At 50.9% G+C, this 20,330-nt stretch carries 23 protein-coding genes and 1 pseudogene; 12 read left to right on the plus strand and 12 right to left on the minus strand.

The window, feature by feature from the left end; all coding sequences use genetic code 11:
* Nucleotides 1–17: 17 nt before the first annotated feature.
* From Q7W83_RS01720 to Q7W83_RS01735, 4 genes are all read left to right on the plus strand, one after another.
* A complete protein-coding gene (locus tag Q7W83_RS01720) occupies nt 18–1,217 on the plus strand; it encodes an aminotransferase class I/II-fold pyridoxal phosphate-dependent enzyme (protein WP_150639717.1) in 1,200 nt (399 codons plus the stop codon).
* Nucleotides 1,218–2,168, plus strand: coding sequence for a 2-hydroxyacid dehydrogenase (locus Q7W83_RS01725; protein WP_473655598.1), 951 nt, complete (start codon nt 1,218–1,220; stop codon nt 2,166–2,168).
* A 105-nt stretch (nt 2,169–2,273) separates the two neighbouring features.
* Nucleotides 2,274–2,636, plus strand: coding sequence for an adenosylmethionine decarboxylase (gene speD / locus Q7W83_RS01730; RefSeq protein ID WP_150631765.1), 363 nt, complete (start codon nt 2,274–2,276; stop codon nt 2,634–2,636).
* A 47-nt stretch (nt 2,637–2,683) separates the two neighbouring features.
* Nucleotides 2,684–3,562: a spermidine synthase gene (locus Q7W83_RS01735; protein WP_473655599.1), complete on the plus strand. Its 879-nt coding sequence runs from the start codon at nt 2,684–2,686 to the stop codon at nt 3,560–3,562.
* Between the two features lie 193 nt (nt 3,563–3,755).
* Here the strand turns inward: Q7W83_RS01735 and Q7W83_RS01740 are convergent, their stop codons facing one another.
* Nucleotides 3,756–4,193, minus strand: a complete 438-nt coding sequence (locus Q7W83_RS01740; protein ID WP_150639726.1) for a VOC family protein — start codon at nt 4,191–4,193, stop codon at nt 3,756–3,758.
* 406 nt (nt 4,194–4,599) lie between these two features.
* On the opposite strand from Q7W83_RS01740, the gene Q7W83_RS01745 reads away from it, so the two are divergent.
* From Q7W83_RS01745 to Q7W83_RS01765, 5 genes are all read left to right on the plus strand, one after another.
* Nucleotides 4,600–6,012 (plus strand): phenylacetate--CoA ligase family protein, encoded by a 1,413-nt coding sequence (locus Q7W83_RS01745; RefSeq protein ID WP_473655600.1) that lies wholly within the window; start codon nt 4,600–4,602, stop codon nt 6,010–6,012.
* On the plus strand, nt 6,013–7,479 hold the full coding sequence (locus tag Q7W83_RS01750; protein ID WP_150634756.1) for an ATP-binding cassette domain-containing protein: 1,467 nt from the start codon (nt 6,013–6,015) through the stop codon (nt 7,477–7,479).
* A gap of 79 nt (nt 7,480–7,558) precedes the next feature.
* Entirely contained in the window at nt 7,559–8,581 is a 1,023-nt protein-coding gene (locus tag Q7W83_RS01755; RefSeq protein ID WP_150634755.1) for an ABC transporter ATP-binding protein, read from the plus strand.
* Complete coding sequence (locus Q7W83_RS01760) at nt 8,581–9,366, plus strand: ABC-2 family transporter protein (protein WP_150639712.1); 786 nt, start codon at nt 8,581–8,583, stop codon at nt 9,364–9,366. The genes Q7W83_RS01755 and Q7W83_RS01760 overlap by 1 nt, the downstream gene beginning before the upstream one ends.
* On the plus strand, nt 9,367–10,137 hold the full coding sequence (locus Q7W83_RS01765) for an ABC-2 family transporter protein (protein ID WP_150634753.1): 771 nt from the start codon (nt 9,367–9,369) through the stop codon (nt 10,135–10,137).
* A gap of 105 nt (nt 10,138–10,242) precedes the next feature.
* On the opposite strand, the gene Q7W83_RS01770 is transcribed toward Q7W83_RS01765, so the two are convergent.
* The 11 genes and pseudogenes from Q7W83_RS01770 to ubiE all read right to left on the minus strand — a co-directional run bounded on the left by Q7W83_RS01770 (nt 10,243) and on the right by ubiE (nt 18,362).
* Entirely contained in the window at nt 10,243–11,106 is an 864-nt protein-coding gene (locus Q7W83_RS01770) for a methyl-accepting chemotaxis protein (protein ID WP_458722094.1), read from the minus strand.
* Nucleotides 11,101–12,159, minus strand: a pseudogene (locus tag Q7W83_RS01775) (methyl-accepting chemotaxis protein); the annotation flags it as partial. The pseudogene Q7W83_RS01775 and the gene Q7W83_RS01770, both read right to left, overlap by 6 nt.
* 132 nt (nt 12,160–12,291) lie before the next feature.
* Nucleotides 12,292–12,999 carry a 16S rRNA (uracil(1498)-N(3))-methyltransferase gene (locus Q7W83_RS01780; protein ID WP_150634751.1) on the minus strand — a complete coding sequence of 236 codons (708 nt, stop codon included), beginning with the start codon at nt 12,997–12,999 and terminating at the stop codon, nt 12,292–12,294.
* The gene (gene tatC, locus Q7W83_RS01785) at nt 12,996–13,790 is read right to left on the minus strand and encodes a twin-arginine translocase subunit TatC (protein ID WP_008025235.1); all 795 of its coding nucleotides are present in this window, start codon (nt 13,788–13,790) and stop codon (nt 12,996–12,998) included. The genes Q7W83_RS01780 and tatC overlap by 4 nt, the downstream gene beginning before the upstream one ends.
* The gene (tatB, locus tag Q7W83_RS01790; RefSeq protein ID WP_150634813.1) at nt 13,787–14,245 is read right to left on the minus strand and encodes a Sec-independent protein translocase protein TatB; all 459 of its coding nucleotides are present in this window, start codon (nt 14,243–14,245) and stop codon (nt 13,787–13,789) included. Before tatB ends, tatC begins: the two co-directional genes overlap by 4 nt.
* A 10-nt stretch (nt 14,246–14,255) precedes the next feature.
* Nucleotides 14,256–14,534 (minus strand): twin-arginine translocase TatA/TatE family subunit, encoded by a 279-nt coding sequence (locus Q7W83_RS01795; RefSeq protein WP_150634812.1) that lies wholly within the window; start codon nt 14,532–14,534, stop codon nt 14,256–14,258.
* A gap of 26 nt (nt 14,535–14,560) precedes the next feature.
* Nucleotides 14,561–14,893, minus strand: a complete 333-nt coding sequence (locus Q7W83_RS01800) for a phosphoribosyl-ATP diphosphatase (RefSeq protein WP_150634811.1) — start codon at nt 14,891–14,893, stop codon at nt 14,561–14,563.
* A complete protein-coding gene (gene hisI, locus Q7W83_RS01805) occupies nt 14,886–15,287 on the minus strand; it encodes a phosphoribosyl-AMP cyclohydrolase (protein WP_007899278.1) in 402 nt (133 codons plus the stop codon). Before hisI ends, Q7W83_RS01800 begins: the two co-directional genes overlap by 8 nt.
* Nucleotides 15,288–15,367: 80 nt before the next feature.
* Entirely contained in the window at nt 15,368–16,972 is a 1,605-nt protein-coding gene (gene ubiB, locus Q7W83_RS01810) for a ubiquinone biosynthesis regulatory protein kinase UbiB (RefSeq protein WP_150639710.1), read from the minus strand.
* Entirely contained in the window at nt 16,969–17,592 is a 624-nt protein-coding gene (locus tag Q7W83_RS01815; RefSeq protein WP_473655601.1) for a ubiquinone biosynthesis accessory factor UbiJ, read from the minus strand. The genes ubiB and Q7W83_RS01815 overlap by 4 nt, the downstream gene beginning before the upstream one ends.
* Nucleotides 17,592–18,362 carry a bifunctional demethylmenaquinone methyltransferase/2-methoxy-6-polyprenyl-1,4-benzoquinol methylase UbiE gene (gene ubiE, locus Q7W83_RS01820; RefSeq protein ID WP_007948968.1) on the minus strand — a complete coding sequence of 257 codons (771 nt, stop codon included), beginning with the start codon at nt 18,360–18,362 and terminating at the stop codon, nt 17,592–17,594. Before ubiE ends, Q7W83_RS01815 begins: the two co-directional genes overlap by 1 nt.
* A 155-nt stretch (nt 18,363–18,517) precedes the next feature.
* Here ubiE and Q7W83_RS01825 point away from each other — a divergent pair, with 155 nt between their 5' ends.
* The 3 genes from Q7W83_RS01825 to Q7W83_RS01835 form a co-directional block, all read left to right on the plus strand.
* Nucleotides 18,518–18,793 carry a polyhydroxyalkanoic acid system family protein gene (locus Q7W83_RS01825; RefSeq protein ID WP_149416788.1) on the plus strand — a complete coding sequence of 92 codons (276 nt, stop codon included), beginning with the start codon at nt 18,518–18,520 and terminating at the stop codon, nt 18,791–18,793.
* Between the two features lie 238 nt (nt 18,794–19,031).
* Nucleotides 19,032–19,454 carry a phasin family protein gene (locus tag Q7W83_RS01830; protein WP_473655602.1) on the plus strand — a complete coding sequence of 141 codons (423 nt, stop codon included), beginning with the start codon at nt 19,032–19,034 and terminating at the stop codon, nt 19,452–19,454.
* A gap of 10 nt (nt 19,455–19,464) precedes the next feature.
* Nucleotides 19,465–20,330, plus strand: an 866-nt coding sequence (locus tag Q7W83_RS01835; RefSeq protein ID WP_473655603.1) for a phasin family protein, incomplete at its 3' end; no start/stop codon positions are given.

The following is a 20,330-nucleotide window of genomic DNA, read 5'->3' on the forward strand; positions in this document are numbered from 1 at the left end:
TGTCTGGTGAGGCCGAAATGCCAATGAAGATGTTACTTAGCCATAAAAATAACAATCTCACCGAACTTGAGGTTTTTGGCTTGTCGGCGCAATACAATCTTGCGGACGGACACAGTTATATCTCGGCGGAGAAGCACTTTAATACGGTGTTGTCTGAGTTGCCCGCTCTTTGGCGTTCGGCAATTGAAGTCCCTATTCCGGAAATGGAAAAACTCTTCAAAAATAAATTTGCGGAGTACTTTGGCCTTGATGGCTTGAGGCAGCATGCGAATTTTTCGATATGTCCTACGGCCTCCAATAGCATCGACATCGTCGGCGCGTGGGCGCGATCGATGAACTATAAAGTTGGGCTTGTCGAGCCCACGTTTGATAACCTTGCGCAATTACTCCGACGCAGGGAAGTCGAAATAGAAGCTATTCCTGAGGTTGCATTTACTGATCTGGGCATATTAGACGGACTTATTCAGGATAAAAAGCTAGACGTGTTATTTATGGTCAACCCAAATAACCCAACAGGATTTGTTGTTGATGCTGTGATGATGAGGAATGTCGTTGAACTGTGCCACCATCATAATCTGGTTTTGGTGCTCGATACTTCCTTCAGGTTTTGCCACCAGAGCCAAATCGATGAGTACGAATTACTCATTGATCGGGGATTGTCATTTATAATTTTGGAAGATACAGGTAAGCAATGGCCAACATTAGACGCTAAGGCTAGCATTCTTTCCTATAGCGAAGACTTGCAGCATGCCATTCGAGCCATCTATGAGGAGCTTTACCTGTGCTGTTCAAATTTTTCGTTGAGAGTAATTATCGAATTCATTGATGCCACCTTGAAAAAGGGTGGTCTCCCTTACATACATTCGATTATTGAAAAAAATATTGAAATCGCTCGGTCAGAACTGAGCGGCACTCTAGTTGATATTGAATCATTGCACCCAGACTCTATCATGGCGGTAATGTGGCTTAACATCGAGAGAACCGGGCTCTCCGATCTTGAGTTGACCGAATATCTTGCCAGTTATGGTGTGGCAGTTCTGCCTGGGAGATATTTTTATTGGGGGAGTCATTATACAGCGGGACATAATCGTATAAGAATCGCTTTAATGAAACCCGACGAACAATTCGCATTTTCGATTTCGCGTTTGAAACAGGCGCTGACAGAGCTTCAGAGATTAATCTTTACAAGAAATAGAGATGTAATGGAGATCCTATAAATGCGCAAGCTTCTCGTCACAGGCGATTTTGACATTGGCGAAGGCGTATTCCCGGATAGTGTCGAACTCCTCCATATACGATGCCCTGTCGATGAACAGCAAATAATTGATATATTGCCTGGGGTTCATGACTACATCCTCGGTGGCCCTGAGTATTTATCCGCTCGACTGATTGACATCGCTACCAAGTTAGAGCACGTCGTGGTGATGGGGACAGGAACCAGCAGTTTCGTGGACGTTGAATACGCGAAAAAAAAGGGTATCCGATTAAGTAATACACCCTATATGAACGCTCATGCTGTTACAGAGTTTACGCTGGCGATGATCACTGTCAGTTTGGCAAGAATATTTGAAAGCATCGAGGGTGTAAAAGAGGGCTCCCGGTGGCTTCAAACGCCGAGACGCTCATTATCGAGCTTGGGCATTGGTTTTGTGGGCATGGGTGCTATTGGTACTGAAATAGCACAGCAACTGCAAAAGAGAGGTTGCAAGGACTTACACTATTGGTCTCGAACTCGGAAGCTCGAACTTGAAGCCTCATTAAATTTAAAATACAGCTCTTTGATTAGAATGGTAGCTGAAGTCGATATCCTGTGTGTTCACATTGCGGGTGGCTCCGAAACGCGTCACCTTATTGATGAGGTCGTATTAAAAAGGGCAAACCCCAAGCTGATGATCTTCAATATGTCCAGTCCTGGCATTATTTGTCCGGTCGCCCTGAAGGGCTATCTCCAGAGTAATACTGGCGCATCGTGTTTTATTGATGGATATTATAACGAGTGGACAGATAATAAAGGTCATTGTCATGACGTACACGGTCTGCTTTCTTTGCCGACTACAAATTTGGTAGCAACCTCTCATCTGGCGGGACAAGAGCAACAAACTGTAAAAAATATCTTTACCTGTGCAGTGATTAAAGTTCTTGAGTTTGCTTCTGATCACAAAAATTAAAAGATTGGCTTTTTTATCTGATCTATTTAAATAGAACTATTGATCTCCTGTACCTTTGAAAAAATATTTCGTCAATTTCTTATATGTTCAAAAAGAGAGTTTTCAATGCAGCACGTACCAGGGGCCTTTATCGGAAATCATACCTTCGGAGAGCTTTATGATATTGCTCCGCAAAAACTAAATGATATTCGCTATTTAACCGAACTTCTGTGTGCTTCTGCTACTAAGGCTGGCGCGACCGTTTGTGGAACTGTATCCAAACAGTTCGAGCCCCAGGGCGTTACAGTTTTGGTCTTGTTGGAAGAGTCCCATGCGTCATTTCATACCTATCCGGAAATCGGCGCGCTATTTTTTGATATGTTCACCTGCGGTGACAACTGCAATTCAAGTGATGCGTTTGAGTTCATATGCTCCGCGTTGGATTGTTCGAAGCATGAGATAAAAACCGTGAAAAGAGGTTTTCAGTAATTGAAAATTTACCTGGCAGGTAATTTGTTGTGAGGAGAATAGCGAGAGTGAGCAAGATTCCAGAATCCATGATATTACAAGAACCTATTTCGGAAGGTATCAGCCGATCGTGGGAAATTTATAAAATACACGTGCAAAGCAAAACTGAATTTCAGGATTTGTTAATCGCGGATACTGCTCACGGAACTACTTTGTTCTGCAATAATGAAAGGCAAAGCTCCGAGCTAAGTCAGTTAGCCTACCATGAAGGTCAAGTAATGCCCGCTCTTTTGAGCATGCCGAATTTGCCGAAAACAGCGTTGGTTATTGGATCTTCCGAAGGCGTAGCTGTCCAAATATTGCAAAAGGCCGGTGTAGAAAATATAACCCATGTAGACATCGATGAAGAGTGTATGGTTGCCTGTGGGAAATACTTGCCGTACGGGTACACAGTTGACGAAATAAAAAAGTATATGAGCGCCGGCAGTACTGATTCACTGAAAGTGATAATCGGAGACGGAAAAGAATATATTGAGAGCATGCTTGATAAAAATATTAATTTCGATCTTATTGTGATGGATATTCCTGATGAAGGTCCTAAAACAGAGGGGCTTTATGATGAGCTATTTTGGAACAGAGTTAAGTCGGTTCTAGCTCCTGGCGGCGCATTTATCACACAAGCTGGCAACTCATGCTTGTGGCGTTGCGACTCACTTAAAACCGCCTACGTCAGAATGAAGAAAGTATTCCATCATGTAACGTATTTCGAAGTGGATGAGCAGGATTGGGTTTGGCTGGTCGGTCATGCCGGAGAGGTTGAACTGTCCACTGAACAAATGCAGGAAAAATTAGCTTCAAGTAAATATATCCCTCGCCACATTGACGCGGTGTCACTTTCAAGATCGGTGATTGCTCCTAAGGTGATGCGAATGGATGACTGCATCTGACAGCTTTATGAGACAGCTAAAGAGAGTTGCACCTGTAATAAAGGCCAATTCTCCTTACACAGAATGATTGGAAAATCCGTCGCTCTCATTAAAAAATCTGCAATTGTACCGATTTTTGAACCCTTGCAGCATCGAGTTCAAAAATCGGTAATTAATTCAAATCTTCACTGTATCGAAATTTCTTTGTAGGGCATCAGAGTTCATCATGAACGACAGGTTTTGAGCCCAAATCCTGTGCAAATCGAAGCAGGTAACCATCCGGATCTTGTACTAGAAAATTACTCTCTCCCAAGAGCTCTTTATCCGATTTATACCAAAACGTTTCTATTGGTTTACGCAGTTCATATCCCGATTTTTTCAATGTCCTCGCCATCGTGGTTACGTCGGGACATTCGATTGATAAATTCATCCCGCGTCCGTAGGGATGTGCTAGAGGTTCTACGCGCCAAGGCGAAGTCTTAAAACGATCTTGCCCCAACATCAATTGACTACCGTGATAAGAAATAAATGCAAATCCTTCTTCAGACCTTTCATACTCGACGCGGAAGCCAATCACCTTACAATAAAATTTTAAACTACGTTTAATATCAGAAACGATTAATTCTGGAACGAGTTTGTTGAAGTTAACCATGTAATATCCTTCATCCTTGAAGCTGTAAATATTTTTTGTGCTGCGGAATTAATATCAACTATATTGCAAATGAAGTCCAATCCGGATTGTTGATGATGTGTTGCCATATATTGCTGCTTGCTCGCCCGTTCAGTATTGGCTTTTTTGATTAAGGCTGAAACATTAATTATTCTATTCTTTCTTTACATGTATTTTAGTTTTTTGTAAATTCATGCGATGGAGATTAAAGGAGAAATTCAATGACTGTTCGAGATTCTTTGAAGATATAAGTCAGCGTGCGGTCGTCATAAAGTTAGTGGCGGAAACACACGAAATTTTCGAAATGCATTAACTGTATCATTGATAGATACCGCATTCATGTTCGTAATTAACAAGATATCCTATTCTAAACACAGGAGGGGCTCTTATGCGCGAGTTTCGCACCGCAGAAGCAATCTTTGACTCTCAACTGCAGAACGGCAATTTGACTGAAATTAAAGATCTGGCAGAGCAGGTAATTCGGCCTAGAACCGATAACTATAATCTACAGGGCCAAACGCTGAAATTATGGGCGGAAAACATGGGGTCTATGACGGAGTTCTTACGTCAGCCACATGCTGATATAAAGCACTTTCAGTTGTCGAAAATCAAAACGCTTGTGGACAGGGCTTATAATAACGTCCCGTTTTATCGCGAATTGTATGGCGCGTGCGGTTACGAAGAAGGGGCCATCTCTTGTTTTTCTGATTTTGAACAGCTTCCCATCGTGACCAAAGCTGTTTTGAACGACTTTGAGCCTCGCATCAGGGTAAACGATCCGAAAGTCCTGGAGTTTGCCAATACGTCTCGAACATCGGGTTCAAGTGGAAAACCGTTCACAGTGTACAGTGACGATAACGACATCGTTCTCGACCATTTGCAGGTAATGCGTTTTTATAATTCATGCTTGCAGCGTCCTCTGAAAGAACAAGACTGGATTTATGTGATTCATCACTCGGGATTGGCGTTTTCATCGCTACACGGAAAATACAGAACATTTCAGTTGCCCGATCTATTGCCGAGCACGCCGTTGGGCGAGCACTTGCTTTTACTACGGCCCAGGTTGCTCATCATATTGCCGAGCTATCTGCCAATTATACTTAAACATAAGTTGGCACTACAGATGAGTGGCGTTGAAGCTATTTTAACTAATTCCGAAAGCAGCACGCAGCTCGAGCGAACCTATTACTCAAAGGCATTGGGAATTCCTGTTTTTGACGAATACAGCTCTGAAGAAGTCGGATTGATCGCGACCCAATGCGCTCATGGTCAATATCATGTAATCGAGGATGGTGTTTATCTCGAAGTTGTGAATGCGGATACACAAGGATTTGGTAGCGTAGTTTGTACAGATCTAGATAATGATTTGATGCCATTAATCCGGTTTGATCATGGTGATATAGCACGCAAAACCTCAGAGCGTGAGCGCTGTGGTTGTGGCAGTTGCTGTACGTCGCTTTATGAAGTCAATGGCAGGCGCGATGATGCTTTCCGAACACGTGAGCATCACCTTGTTCCTAGCGCGTCCATTCTTGCAGCGGTGGACGATATATTGGTTACACCTGACAAAACACTAAACGCCTTCCGATTAATACAAAAAAATGAGAAAACAATAGAGTTAATTACTCACTACACGGGAAGTCCTCACAAAAATATGACGGAAATCCTCGGTCAGTTAAATGACCGGCTCTCCTGCTTGTTCGGTTATACGATTACGTTATTGCATCAAGAAGTGGATATGCTGCCTGATCAGAAATCGTATAAACGCAGAAGTATCATACGAGAGTGGGAGTTGGATTAATTGTCTCTGGTAAAAATAGAAGGCGTTTCTTTGTGCTTTAATGAAAAAATGCTTTTTTCCAATCTAAATTTTTCTATAAATAGCGGAGATAAAATAGGGATTATTGGTGATAATGGTTCTGGAAAAAGTTCTTTGTTGCGCACGATTGCAAAAAGCCTGGATGAGCATGATGGAAATATCACTCACTCCAGAGGGATGCGCTGTCACTATGTGCAGCAGGGATTTCCAGAGCTGTGGAGCAAGTTAATTGCTTCTGAAATATTGGAGAGTTGCTTGTCTGAGCCTCTCGCCGAAAAGTGGAAGGCGGATTACGTATTTGAATTATGCGCATTTCCGAAAGAATATCGGTCCTTGTCTTTTGACCAGCTGAGTGGAGGCTGGAAAAAGATATTAATGATTGGCAGGGCGGTTCTTTTAGAACCGGATCTATTGTTGCTGGATGAGCCTACAAATCATTTGGATCAGATACACATCGCAAACCTGATTCGTTTGCTTGGAGACAGCGGTTTATTATCTACATACGTTGTGGTTAGTCATAATCGAGATTTTTTAGACGCGGTTACGAGAAGTACATTAATTCTTCATCATAAAAAATTCTCTTATTTCAATTTTTCTTTTACACGAGCTCGTGAATTGTTTTTAGAGCAAGAACGATCCATTGCTTGCTCTAGAACTGAAGCTATAAATGAAATTCAGCGGCTAAAGAAAAGTGCTCAATTCCAACGTCAACTTGGAGTGAACAACTATAGCGATACAGCGTTGCAAAAAGCCAAAAAAATCGAAAAAAAAATCAAAATGCTTGAAGCGGTAGTACCCGAAAAACAAGCCTTTCGCAAGAAAGAGGTTGGCTTGGATGTAGAGGAATTCCATGCCAAGAAGATCTTGCAAATTGAAAATTTTAAATTGTACTCGGGCGAAGGTCGTCTATTATTTTTCATTAAGTCCTTAGTGATAGAGAGAGGGGATCGATTAGTCATTTCTGGCGTTAATGGTTCTGGTAAAAGTACCTTACTCAAAGCCATTATTGATAATATTGATCCTGGTATCAAAATTGGGCCTTCTGTGAAGGTCGGTGTTCTGGATCAAGAACTTTCGTCACTGCCGCTTGATTCTGAAATCCTCGAATTTATTGCAACTCTATTTCAACTCGACCAACAACAAGCAATCAATAAACTAGCGTCCGCAGGTTTTTGTTTTCTGGACTCTCAAAAAACAATCGGACAAATTAGTCATGGAGAGCGCACGCGTCTTGCTTTGCTGACACTTCGCTTGAGTTGCCCAAATTTCTTGATTTTAGACGAGCCAACTAACCACTTGGATATTACTTCTCAAGAGCTGCTGGAAATTGAAATGCAGCGCCTGAATCCAGCGGCGATAATAGTTTCTCATGACACCCGATTTGTTAAACGTACGGGAAATCGATTTTTTAATATTTCGGATGGGGCCTTGATAGAACTCTTCAACTAGTTTTCAAGTTTGTCCAAATCTCTTTCCAAAGTTTAAATAATTTAATGACCAGAGATGTCGTGCTATTAAGGAACCATAAATGCCTATGGATACTCTGATTAGTTTGAAGTCCGTTTGCAAAAGCTACTACTTGGCCAGGGAGACAGAGGGTATTGCGGATTGGTGTCAGCAATTAATAAGACCAAAATATACTACATTCAAGGCTTTGGAATCGATAGATCTTACCGTCTCCAGTGGTGCGGCAGTTGGGTTTATCGGGCCTAATGGGGCGGGTAAATCCAGCTTGATCAAAATTTTGTGTGGAATACAAAAACCAAGTTCAGGCTGTGTGAGAGTTCTTGGATATGATCCCAGTCTTCGTCAAAGAGAGTTTCTGAAACAAATTGGTGTCGTGTTTGGACATAAGACATCTCTGTGGTGGGATCTCCCTGTAAAAACGAGTCTAGATACTTATAAAGAAATTTATAGTATTGCAGATGGCGACTATCGGGAGCGGCTTTATGAATTGACTGATGCATTGAATCTTGGCCGCGTTCTTCACAAGCCTGTGCGCAATCTTAGTCTTGGTGAGCGCGTGAAGTGTGAGCTGACGTTGAATCTTTTGCATTCTCCAAAGCTAATCTTTTTAGATGAGCCAACTGTAGGCTTGGATGTCACGTCGAAGTTTGAAATACGCAAGTATCTAAACTATAAAAGAAAGCATGGTGGTCTTTCGGTGTTTCTCACGAGTCATGATTTGGGTGATATCGAATCCTGCTGTGATGATGCCGTTATCATTGATAAAGGTAAAATCCGATTTGATGGCTCTATGCGCGATTTAAGCGAGAATTTTACAGCCAATGTCAAATTGGTAGTTAGCACAAAGGATTCGACCCAAAGTGAATCAGGTCTCCTGGCTTTCAAAGGAGCTGTGGACAGGATTCAGGGCGTAAGCATTCTTAATGATGGGTTGAATCAGATCACCTATCTAGTTCCCAAGGCATCGTTGCGTTCGGTTTTCAACTTGTTTCCTGAAGGTTTATATGATTTAGAAGTATCCCCGTTAGATTTTGAGAATAACGTGGTTAATCTTTTCAAAACATGGTCTGGTGAATCCTCGTGATGAGTATTGCTTATTACAAACTTGCGCAAACCGGGTTGCTGTCGGTTTACAGGGACCGGTCTATGCTGATTACGGATTTGGTGGTCGCGACGGGTGTCCCATTCGTTATACAGTTTGCAATTTGGCGATTTGTCTATGATCAGGGTAGTGCTGGCGCATTATCGCAATATAGTCTTGAAGAGACTTATCTATATTACGTGGCTGTACTGGCGCTCAATCGTTTGAATAATGCCTACGACCTTATATCGAGAGTGTCTACCCATGTCCACGAAGGGCAGTTGGAAGGTATTTTTATTAAGCCAGTAAGCTATTTCGAATATAATCTATTTGTTTTTCTGGGAGAGAGTGCCCTGTATTATGCTCCTATATTGATTATCGCAATTTTTGTGTTGGTTTCGGGAGGAGACTGGACAGGCGTTTTGGGTTTTGTAGTTTTAAGCATGACAAATCTGTTCTTTTGTTTTTTGCTGGGTTTTTTAATGTCGCTTTCGACGTTTTGGCTTACGCGGCCCGATATGATACTTAGCTTCCAAGTGGTTCTGGCAAGCGTTATGGGAGGCACGCTATTACCTATCGCTTATTGGCCTGACTACCTTCAGCCTTTAATGAGATACAATCCGTTTCGCCTGATCATTAGTGGTCCAGCGGAGTTCTTGCTGCGTCCAAGCAGTGGCTTGCTTATCGAGCTTATATGTCTTTATATTGTTTGGTTTCTAATTATGCTAGTGGCTTGCAAAGTTATATTTAGATTTGCAACTGGCAGATATTCGGGGGCGGGTGGGTAAATGCACATAATTAATCTGTTCAAAAATGCGGTAAAAGAAGAAGCGAGATATAAGATCAATTTGTTAGGCGGAGTGCTTGCATTGCTCACGCTTTACAGCCTGCAGTTGGTTTTTTTTGACGTAATAAGCTCATTTGTACCTGCTGACGAAATCAACGGCAACTGGCTTATGATTTTTTTTATGTCATATGCATTGGGAGGCTTGCTTGTGAATTTTTTCAGCTCAGCAATCACAGGCTTCTTTCGACAACTGACGCAAGGGAAACTGGAAGCTTTGCTGGTTCGACCTATTAATTTGTTTGTGCTGATTCTGTTCCGGTGGTGTCAGGTTTACTACCTGTTAGTTGCTCTACTCTTGGTGGTTATCTGTATTTTATCGAACAAAATTGATTTCCAGCCATTTTTTTTCAGTTTGACTAATACTGTTCTGTATTTACTTGTGCTGGTGGCAGGGGTGGCGGCAAGCATTACCTTTATATTGGCTTTTAACTCGTTCTCCTTCATTACCCAGCGTGATCTGCCTATTGATTATATTCACGCGTCAATTTTTACCTTCGCATTGCTGCCTGCAACGTTTTACTCGAAAATAGTATTGTATTTTCTGGTCGCGGCTTTGCCAATGATTGTGTTTGCTTCCGTCGCATTGGACGCTCTGTATAATGGGGTGACTTTGTTTGTTTCGGTTTTTCTACTTGTAGTGAGCGTTACATCATTTTTTGTTATTAAAATTGTTTATGCTCTGTTCAATCGATTCGACAGTATTGGAGGCTGAATCGGCATACTAAATTCGGAATGTGCCGATAGTTGATAGTTTCGAAAAGAATTCAACTGTCGGCACTTCATCCGGGTATTGATCTTGTGTCAGTTGCTTGCTCCTTCAGATTCTGAATTTGCCCACCAGCATCTGCAAATGCGTCCCCAACCGCGCCAGCTCAACGCTGGAGGCCGCGGTCTCTTCACTCGCCGCCGAGGTCTGTTCAGACACGTCGCGTACGTTCAGCACGCTCCGGTTGATCTCTTCAGCCACCGCACTTTGCTGCTCGGCCGCCGCGGCGATCTGTTGGTTCATTGACTGAATCGCCGACACGGTGCGTGTGATGCTTTCCAGTGAGCCACCGGCACGGCGGGTCAGTTCGACGCTGCTGTCAGTCAGGGTGCGGCTGTTGTCCATGATGGTCGCGACTTGCTGGGTGCCACTTTGCAGGCCGACGATCAGCTCTTCGATTTCTTCGGTGGACTTCTGTGTGCGCTGAGCCAGGCTGCGGACCTCGTCGGCGACCACCGCAAAACCACGTCCGGCTTCGCCTGCGCGGGCGGCTTCAATGGCTGCGTTGAGCGCCAGCAGGTTGGTTTGCTGGGCGACGGATTTGATCACGTCTAGCACGCTGCCGATCTTGTCGCTTTCGCGTTTGAGATGACCCATGGCTTCGGTGGAGTTGCCGACTTCCTTGGCCAGGCGTTCGATTTGAGCGATGGCTTCGCCGACCACCTTGTCGCCTTCGCGAGCCTGCTGATCGGCGGCGAGCGCGGCTTCGGAGGCCTCTTCGGCGTTGCGCGCGACTTCCTGCACGGTGGCGGTCATTTCGTTCATCGCAGTCGCCACCTGATCGGTCTCGACCTTTTGGCTGTTGACCCCGGCGCTGGTCTGTTCGGTGACTGCGGACAGTTCTTCAGCGGCGCTGGCGATCTGTCTGACGCCATCGCTGATGCCGCCGATCAACTCGCGCAGGCCCAGGGTCATGCTTTGTATCGCGCGTTGGAGCTGGCCGAGTTCGTCCTGGCGCTCGGAAACGAGGTTCTGGGTCAGGTCGCCGGCGGCGATGCGCTCGGCCACTTTCAGCGTCTGACTCAGCGGAATGACGATCTGCCGGGTGATAGCCCACGCCGCAAAAAGACCGAAGACCAATGCGAGGGCGCTGGCCAGCAACAGCATGTTCTTGGCGCGCGTGGCGTCGGTGTCGCGCACGATAGTTTGCGAGGCGGTGAGCTTTTTGCTGACGTCGATCAGGATGTTGCCTTGAGCGGCCATGCGTTTCAACGCGGCGGCGCTGGCGACCTGAGAGTCACGGAACTGGCTGACGGCGGCACGGTAGGCTTTGAGCGATTCGCTGGCCTGTTGCAGATTGGCAGTGTGCTGTTGCGGCAGTTTTGACGGAAGGCTGTCGAGGCTGTTCAGGGCATTGGCAATGGCATCCAGCGCCGGTTGTTCGGCGTCGGCCTTGCCGCTGTAGGTGTATCCGCGAACCTGATAGCGGGCTTGTTGAAGCAATTTACTGACCTCAACCACAGCGTTGAAATCGGCGACGCTGTCGCCCTGCTGCATGGATTTTTCGACTTCAGTCACGCGTGCGACGGCGTTATCGGCGTTGGCGCCGAGTTTGCTGCGAGCATCTTCGCGGTTAGCGCCGGCCTGGGTCATGGCGGCGAAGGCTTGTTTGTACTCGCTGACCGCGGCCAGTTGCTGGTCGACCATGGCTGCATCGGCAGGTTGCTCGATCAGTGTGCGTGCAGTTTTCAGCCCGGTGTCGAGTTGACCGAGCAGGTCGTTGACGGCGCCCGGGCCCTGTTCGCCACGGCGCATTTCGTAGTCCACGCGGGCCAGCCGCAAGTCTTTGGTCAGGTCGTTGAGGCTGGCAATGAACCCCAGCTTATCGCCGCGACTTACCACGTCACTCAGGCCGGTCCAGCCCGTGACGGTGATCAACAGCGTCAGCAGTAGCACCAGACCGAAGCCGACACCCAGTTTGCGATTGACGCTGACGTTCCCCAGTTTCTCGGCTAGCCATCGGTACATACTGCAACTCCCACGGACCACAAGTTGGTTTTATGGGAGGTGTATCGGCTGGTGGGCGGGAATCTGAAGGTGCGGACCGATGTACGGCGAAGCGATATCCGAAGTGAATGATGACCTGTGGGAGCGGGGTGTTTAGAACAGGCGCGAAAGCAACGCAGTGACAGCAGTTTCGACGCGCAGGATGCGCTCACCGAGTTGCACCGGTTGCAGGCCGGACTTGGCCAGCAGATCGATTTCGTAGGGGATCCAACCGCCTTCCGGGCCGATGGCCAGGGTCACCGGTTCGTCCAGACCGCGGGGGCAAGGCGGGTAATTGCCCGGATGGCCGACCAGCCCCAGAGTGCCTTCGGCAATTGCTGGCAGTCGATCTTCGACAAACGGTTTGAAACGTTTCTCGATGACAATTTCAGGCAACACGCTGTCCCGAGCCTGTTCAAGGCCGAGGATCAGTTGCTCGCGAATCGCTTCAGGTTCGAGGAACGGCGTCTGCCAGAAGCTCTTCTCGACGCGGTAGCTGTTCACCAGGACGATCCGTGGCACACCCATGGCCGCCACGGTCTGAAACACCCGACGCAGCATTTTGGGCCGAGGCAGGGCCAGCACCAGGGTCAGCGGCAGCTTGGCTGGTGGCGGTTGGTCGAGGGTGACGCGCAGTTCGGCTTCGTCGGCGTCCAGGCGCAGCACTTCGGCCGAGCCCATCAGGCCGCCGATACGCCCGACGCGCATGCTGTCACCCACTTCACAGCGGTGGACTTCCTGCATGTGGGTCAACCGGCGATCACGCAGGATCGCCCGGTCGGCCGCGATGAAGTCGGCCTCTTCAAGCAGCAGCAGGTTCACGCTTGGGTCGCTGGCGGCTGGTCGTTGTGATCGTCAACCGGCTGGTCGTCCGGATGGTCGCCGCGCTTGCTGATCAGGCCGCCGAACAGGATGCCGATTTCAAACAACAGCCACATCGGTACAGCCAGCAGCGTCTGCGAGAAGATGTCCGGCGGCGTCAGGATCATGCCGACCACGAAGCAGCCGATGATCACGTACGGGCGGATTTTCTTCAGGTATTTGACGTCGACCACGCCGATCCACACCAGCAGCACCACGGCCACCGGGATTTCGAACGCCACGCCGAAGGCGAAGAACAGCGTCATGACGAAGTCGAGGTAGCTGCTGATGTCGGTCATCATTTCCACGCCGGCCGGGGTGGCGGCGGCGAAGAATTTGAAGATCAGCGGGAACACCAGGTAATAGGCGAATGCCATGCCGGCGTAGAACAGCATGATGCTCGATACCAGCAACGGCACCGCGATGCGCTTTTCATGCTTGTACAGACCCGGCGCGATGAAGCCCCAGATCTGATGCAGGATCACAGGAATCGCGAGGAACAGCGACACCATCATGGTCAGCTTCAACGGCGTCAGGAAAGGCGACGACACGTCGGTGGCGATCATCGTCGCACCAACTGGCAGATACTGGCGCAGCGGCGTGGAGACGAAGGTGTAGATCTGCTGGGTGAAGGCGAACAACCCGGCGAAGATGATGAAAATCGCCGCTACGCAGCGCAGCAGGCGGGTACGCAACTCGGTGAGGTGCGAAACCAGCGGCATGTGCTGGTCGTTTTCTGGAAGATCGCTCATGAGACTCGCGGCGGCAAAGTGGTGTCGTGAGGAGCCGGCGTTATCGGCGCGGCGGCAGGAGCAACGGGTTCTGCATGCGCCACAACCGGCGCCGCTTCAACCGCATCGACAGCTTTCGCGGTTTCCGTCGGTGCAGCAGGCGCGGATTCTGTTGTCGACGCATGAATCGTTTGTTCCACCACCGGCTGAACCGGTGTGGCTTCCTGCTGAGTCGGCGTGAAAATCTTCCGCGCCTCCTGCTCCAGCGACAGAATGTGCTCGTTGTGCAGTTGCCGACGAATCTCGTCGGCACCGATTTCACGTTCAACTTCCTGTTTGATCGCGTTGAAGCTGCGCTTCAGACGCCCGACCCACAGGCCGGCGGTGCGCGCAGCGCCCGGCAGACGCTCGGGACCCAGCACCAGCAGGGCCACCAGGCCGACGAGCAGCAGTTCAGAGAAGCTGATACCAAACATTAGTCAGTGCTCACACGTCTTTGCGGATCGGCTCTTCGACTTTTTGCGCCTGCACGTCGATGGTGTGCGGCTGATTCACGGACTGCGTGGTTTGTGGCTGAACAGGTGGAACCGGTTGAGCCGGGGTCACGGTTGGGTCGGCCGTTTTTTCGTCATCGTTCATGGCTTTGCGAAAGCCCTTGATCGACTCGCCGACGTCAGTGCCGAGGTTTTTCAGTTTCTTGGTGCCGAACACCAGCACGACAACAACCAGGATGACGATCCAGTGTTTCCAGTCAAAAATGCCCATGTTGCTGCTCCTCTCTAATTAGTTGTTCAGGCGGACGGGCGCGAGGCTTTCTCTACGTGTCCGGACAGACCGAAGCGACGGTCCAGTTCATCGAGTACAGCCTGTGGATGCTGACCCAGTTGGGCGAGCATGACCATGCTGTGGAACCACAAATCGGCGGTCTCGTAGATCACATCGCTGCAGTCGCCGCTGATGGCGGCGTCCTTGGCGGCAATGATGGTTTCGACCGACTCTTCGCCGACCTTTTCCAGAATCTTGTTCAAGCCCTTGTGGTAAAGGCTGGCAACGTACGAGCTGTCGGCGGCGGCGCCTTTGCGCGCTTCCAGTACCTCGGCCAGTCGGGTCAGAGTGTCACTCATGTGTGTGTCCTGCGGAATAGATGGCGTGCGGGTCTTTCAGAACCGGGTCGACGGTTTTCCAGTCGCCGTTCTCGAAGACGCGATAGAAGCAGCTCTGCCGCCCGGTATGGCAGGCAATGTCGCCGATCTGCTCGACCATCAGGATGATCACGTCGGCGTCACAGTCCAGGCGCATCTCATGCAGGGTCTGCACGTGGCCGGACTCTTCACCCTTGCGCCACAACTTGCCACGGGAACGTGACCAGTAGATGGCGCGGTTTTCGGCAGCGGTCAGTTCCAGTGCTTCTCGGTTCATCCAGGCCATCATCAGGACGCGCCCGGTCTTGTGATCCTGGGCGATTGCCGGCACCAGGCCGTCGGCGTCCCACTTGATCTCGTCCAGCCAGTTTTTCATCTTCGACTCCGACAGCGGGCTCCGCACTTCATTAGCAGAGTCCAACGTTCAAACAGTGTGCCAGTGGATCGCACAACTGGCTATCGGCGAACGACCAGATACAAACCGACGGCCATCATGATTCCGGCCGGCCAGTAGGCCAGTTCGTTCAACGGACCGCCCATGGCCAGTATTGCGCCGCCGGCCAGGTGCGCGGTACCGAGCAGGCGCAGGAACCAGTCGTCCCGACGTCGATGCCACGGGGGCGGCGGGTCGTAAGCGTGGGGCTGTGACATGCGTTCGAGCAGATCGCGCGCCATGTTCGCCAGGTGCGGCAGTTGTTCGAATTGGCTCTGCACGTTACCGAGCAGGGCTTTGGGGCTGACACGCTCGCGCATCCAGCGCTCGAGGAACGGTTGCGCGGTGTTCCACAGATCGAGGTCCGGGTATAGCTGACGGCCCAGCCCTTCGATGTTCAACAGGGTTTTTTGCAGCAGGACCAGCTGTGGCTGCACTTCCATGTTGAAGCGTCGAGCGGTCTGGAACAGGCGCATCAGCACCTGGCCGAAGGAAATATCTTTTAACGGTTTTTCGAAGATCGGTTCGCAAACGGTACGGATCGCCGCTTCGAATTCGTTGAGTTTGGTTTCCGCCGGCACCCAGCCCGAGTCGATGTGCAATTGCGCCACGCGCCGGTAATCGCGTTTGAAGAACGCGAACAGGTTGCGCGCCAGGTAATCCTGGTCTTCCGGGGTCAGGCTGCCGACGATGCCGCAGTCGATCGCAATGTACTGCGGGCTCCACGGGTTGACGGTGCTGACGAAGATGTTGCCGGGGTGCATGTCGGCGTGGAAGAAACTGTCGCGGAACACCTGGGTGAAGAAGATCTCCACGCCGCGTTCGGCGAGCATTTTCATGTCGGTACGCTGGTCGGCGAGGGTCGCGAGGTCGGTGACCTGAATGCCGTAGATGCGCTCCATCACCAGCACTTTCGGTCGGCACCAATCCCAATAGACTTGCGGTACGTACAGCAGCGGCGAGCCTTCGAAGTTACGCTTCAACTGGCTGGCGTTGGCCGCCTCGCGCAGCAGATCGAGTTCGTCGTAGATGGTTTTTTCGTAGTCCTGGACCACGTCCACCGGGTGCAGCAGGCGCGCATCCGCCGAGAGTTTTTCTGCTGCGCGGGCGAGGATGAACAACCACGCCAGGTCTTGCGCGATGATTGGCTTCAGGCCGGGGCGAATCACTTTGACGACGACTTCTTCACCGGTTTTCAACTGCGCGGCATGCACCTGCGCCACCGACGCCGAGGCCAGCGGTTCAACGTCGAAACGGCTGAATACTTCACTGATCTTTTTGCCGAGTTGTTCTTCGATCAGCTTGATCGACACTTGCGAATCGAACGGCGGCACGCGGTCCTGCAGCTTCATCAGCTCATCGGCGATGTCTTCCGGCAGCAGGTCGCGGCGGGTGGACAGGATCTGCCCGAACTTGATGAAAATCGGCCCCAGGTCCTGCAGCGCCAGACGCAATCGCGCGCCCCGGCTCAGGTCCAGCGGCTTGCGCGGGAACCAGCGCCACGGCAGGGCGTAGCGCAGCGCCAGCAGAAACCACGGCAGCGGCAGGGCGAACAGCAGGTCATCGAGGCGGTAGCGAATCACAACGCGCTGGATGCGCAACAAACGGCGGACGGCAAGCAGCTTCATGCGTTATCGCTTGGGTCGAGGGATCGGGAAAGGCGCTCGAAACGCGCCTCGAGACGTTCCAGATCGAGTTTGATCTGGTCCAGTTCACTGAATCGTGCTTCGGCTTCGCGCTGACCGACGAGGGTGCGCGATTCTTCGGCCAGGTACTCGCCCAGGTTCTGACCCAGGCTGGCAAATCCTTGCTGATACCAGCGTGCGCGGCTGCGCAGGTGGCCGCCGACCAGGGACGTGGCGACGGGGCCGAGCCAGCGCGAGAGTTCGTACTCCCAGTCCAGCTCGAGGTCCTGAAGGATCGCCGCCAGTTCCAGCAACACGCCGCTGTCACCGTCGAGTTCAACTTCAGGGCCATGCAGGACCGAGGTCTTGTCCTTGCTCATCGCCAGTTTCAACAGGCTGGAGGCCGGTGCACGCAAGGTGCAGTCGGCGCCGGTTTCCCAGTGGGACGCCAACATCAAGCCTTCGTCGCTGGGCAGGATGAACAGTTGCAGCGCCGGGCTTCGGCAGTTGACGGCAATCACTCTGCCGCTCAAATGCGCCAGCCGCGGTAGCGCCGTGCTGTCGAGACGCAGCACCCGGTTCAGACCGAGTTCTACGCTGGCGAGCAGGCCGGCCAGCAACATCAGGGTTTGATGCCGCGGTGCAGGGCGACGATGCCTGCGGTCATGTTGTGGTAGGTCACGCGGTCGAAACCGGCCTCGACCATCATCGACTTCAGGGTTTCCTGGTTCGGGTGCATGCGGATCGATTCGGCCAGGTAGCGATAGCTTTCCGAGTCATTGGTGATCAGCTTGCCCATCAAAGGCATGAAGGCGAACGAGTAGGCGTCGTAGGCTTTGGACATCAGCGCGTTGGTCGGCTTGGAGAATTCCAGCACCAGCAAACGGCCGCCCGGTTTGAGTACGCGCAGCATCGAACGCAGGGCGTCTTCTTTATGCGTCACGTTACGCAGGCCGAAGGCGATGGTCACGCAGTCGAAATGGTTGTCCGGGAACGGCAGCTTTTCAGCGTCGGCCTGAACGAATTCGACGTTGCCGGCCACACCCAGATCCAGCAGGCGGTCACGACCGACCTTGAGCATGGATTCATTGATGTCGGCCAACACCACCTGGCCGGTCGGGCCCACGAGGTGCGAGAATTTTTTGGTCAGGTCGCCGGTGCCGCCGGCAATGTCCAGCACGCGGTTGCCGGTGCGAACGCCCGACAGTTCGATCGCAAAACGCTTCCACAAACGGTGCATGCCGCCCGACAGGAGGTCGTTCATCAAGTCGTACTTGGCGGCTACCGAGTGGAAAACCTCAGCGACTTTTTCCGCTTTTTGGCTTTCCGGAACGTTTTTGAAACCGAAGTGCGTGGTGGGTTCGGCATCGCTGCCTTTGCGCTGATCAGTCATATCGCTGTCACCAGAAGAGAATGCGGGACATTCTAATCCCGGTGGCCTGCTTTGTCTTGGCAAGGCTGAAGGTAAGATGTAGAACCGCCGGGACGTTTTGACGCAGTCAGGGTCAAGATGCTTCAGGAAAGTATCCATAAAGCAGGAGTCATTCGATGGCCCGTATTAGTGTTGAACGTGCCCACGGCCTGGGCAAGGAAGCGGCCCGCGAGAAGGCCGACCAGTTGGCGCAGAAACTGTCCGATCAATATGGCCTGGAGCCGCAGTGGTCCGGCGACACCTTGAACCTCAAGCGTTCCGGGGTGAAGGGCGCGGTGCATGTCAGCGAAGATTCGATCCGTGTCGATGTAGAGTTGGGTCTGATGATGTCGGCCATGAGCGGCATGATCAAATCGGAAATCGAAAAGGCCCTCGATAAAGCGTTGGTCTGAGCCCGCATTGAAGCCCCTGTGGGAGCTAGCCTGCTAGCGATAGCGTTTCATCAGTCAACGACAATGTCGACGGATAAATCGCTATCGCCAGCAGGCTGGCTCCCACATTTGTTTTGTGGTGTCGCCAGAGGTTTATGTCAGTTGTTAGGGTGCCGTTTCTAATTTTTCTCCCTACTTTGTGCATGAGCCCGACACTTTCGCGGGCAGTTCCTCAAACCTTTTGCGCGTGAGGTGCACCATGGCCAAAGTTATTTTGAAGAAAAAAATCGACGCTTCGACAACCGCTCTGAGCGACGTCAAATCCTATGCCCGCAAGATCTGGCTGGCAGGCCTGGGTGCCTACGCCAAGGTCGGCCAAGAGGGCAGCGAATACTTTCAAGAGTTGATCAAAGAAGGTCAAACTGTTGAAAAGAAAGGCAAAAAGGTAGTTGCCGAGAAACTTGAAGCCGCTAACGCCGAGATCGATGAAGCCAAGAACGAAGTGAGCACGTTCAAAGGCAAGGTCGAAGTTCAACTCGACAAGGTCGAGAAGGCTTTTGACTCGCGTGTTGCAAGTGCCTTGAATCGTATCGGCATTCCGTCTAAACATGACGTTGAGACACTGTCTGCTAAGCTCGATGAGTTGACGGCATTGCTCGAACGCGTCGCGCGTAAATCTTAAGGAGAACGGGATGGCTGGTAAAAAGAACACCGAAAAAGAAGGCAGCTCGTGGATCGGGAAAGTCGAAGACTACTCCCGCAAAATCTGGCTGGCTGGTTTAGGCGTGTACTCGAAGATCGACACTGACGGCAGCAAGCTCTTCGATACATTGGTCAAAGACGGCGAGAAAGCAGAGAAGCTCACCAAGAGCGCTGTCGGCAAGAAAGTCGATGACGTCAAGGACTCCGCTTCCTCGGCAAAATCGCGCATCACTGGCGTGAAAGATCGTGCGCTGGGCAAGTGGGATGAGCTGGAAGGGGCTTTCGACAAGCGCCTGAACAGCGCCATTTCGCGCTTGGGTGTACCGAGCCGTAATGAAGTGAAAGCGCTGCACAGCAAGGTCGATACCCTGACCAAGCAAATCGAAAAACTCACCGGCGCCAAGGTTGCGCCAGTTGCGGCGAAAACCGCCGCCGCCAAACCAGCGACCAAAACCGCTGCCAAGCCACTGGTAAAAGCTGCCGCCAAGCCGGCTGCCAAACCCGCCGCGAAAGCAGCGGCCAAGCCGGCTGCCAAAACGGCCGCAGCAAAACCTGCAGCAGCCAAGTCAGCAGCAGCCAAGCCAGCGGCCAAACCGGTCGCCGCCAAAGCCGCAGCTAAACCAGCTGCCAAGCCTGCAGCGAAAACCGCAGCCGCCAAACCGGCAGCCAAGCCGGCAGCAAAATCTGCTGCAGCGAAAAAGCCTGCAGTGAAAAAACCGGCAGCGCCGAAAGCCGCTGCTCCAAAACCAGCAGTGGCGGCCGCCAAACCGGCAGCCCCGTCGACTCCGGTCAGCACTTCGAACTCTGCTACCGCGCCGACCCCTGTTGCATCCCCGACTGCCGCGCCAGCTCCATC

The organism is Pseudomonas sp. 300 (assembly GCF_055803035.1).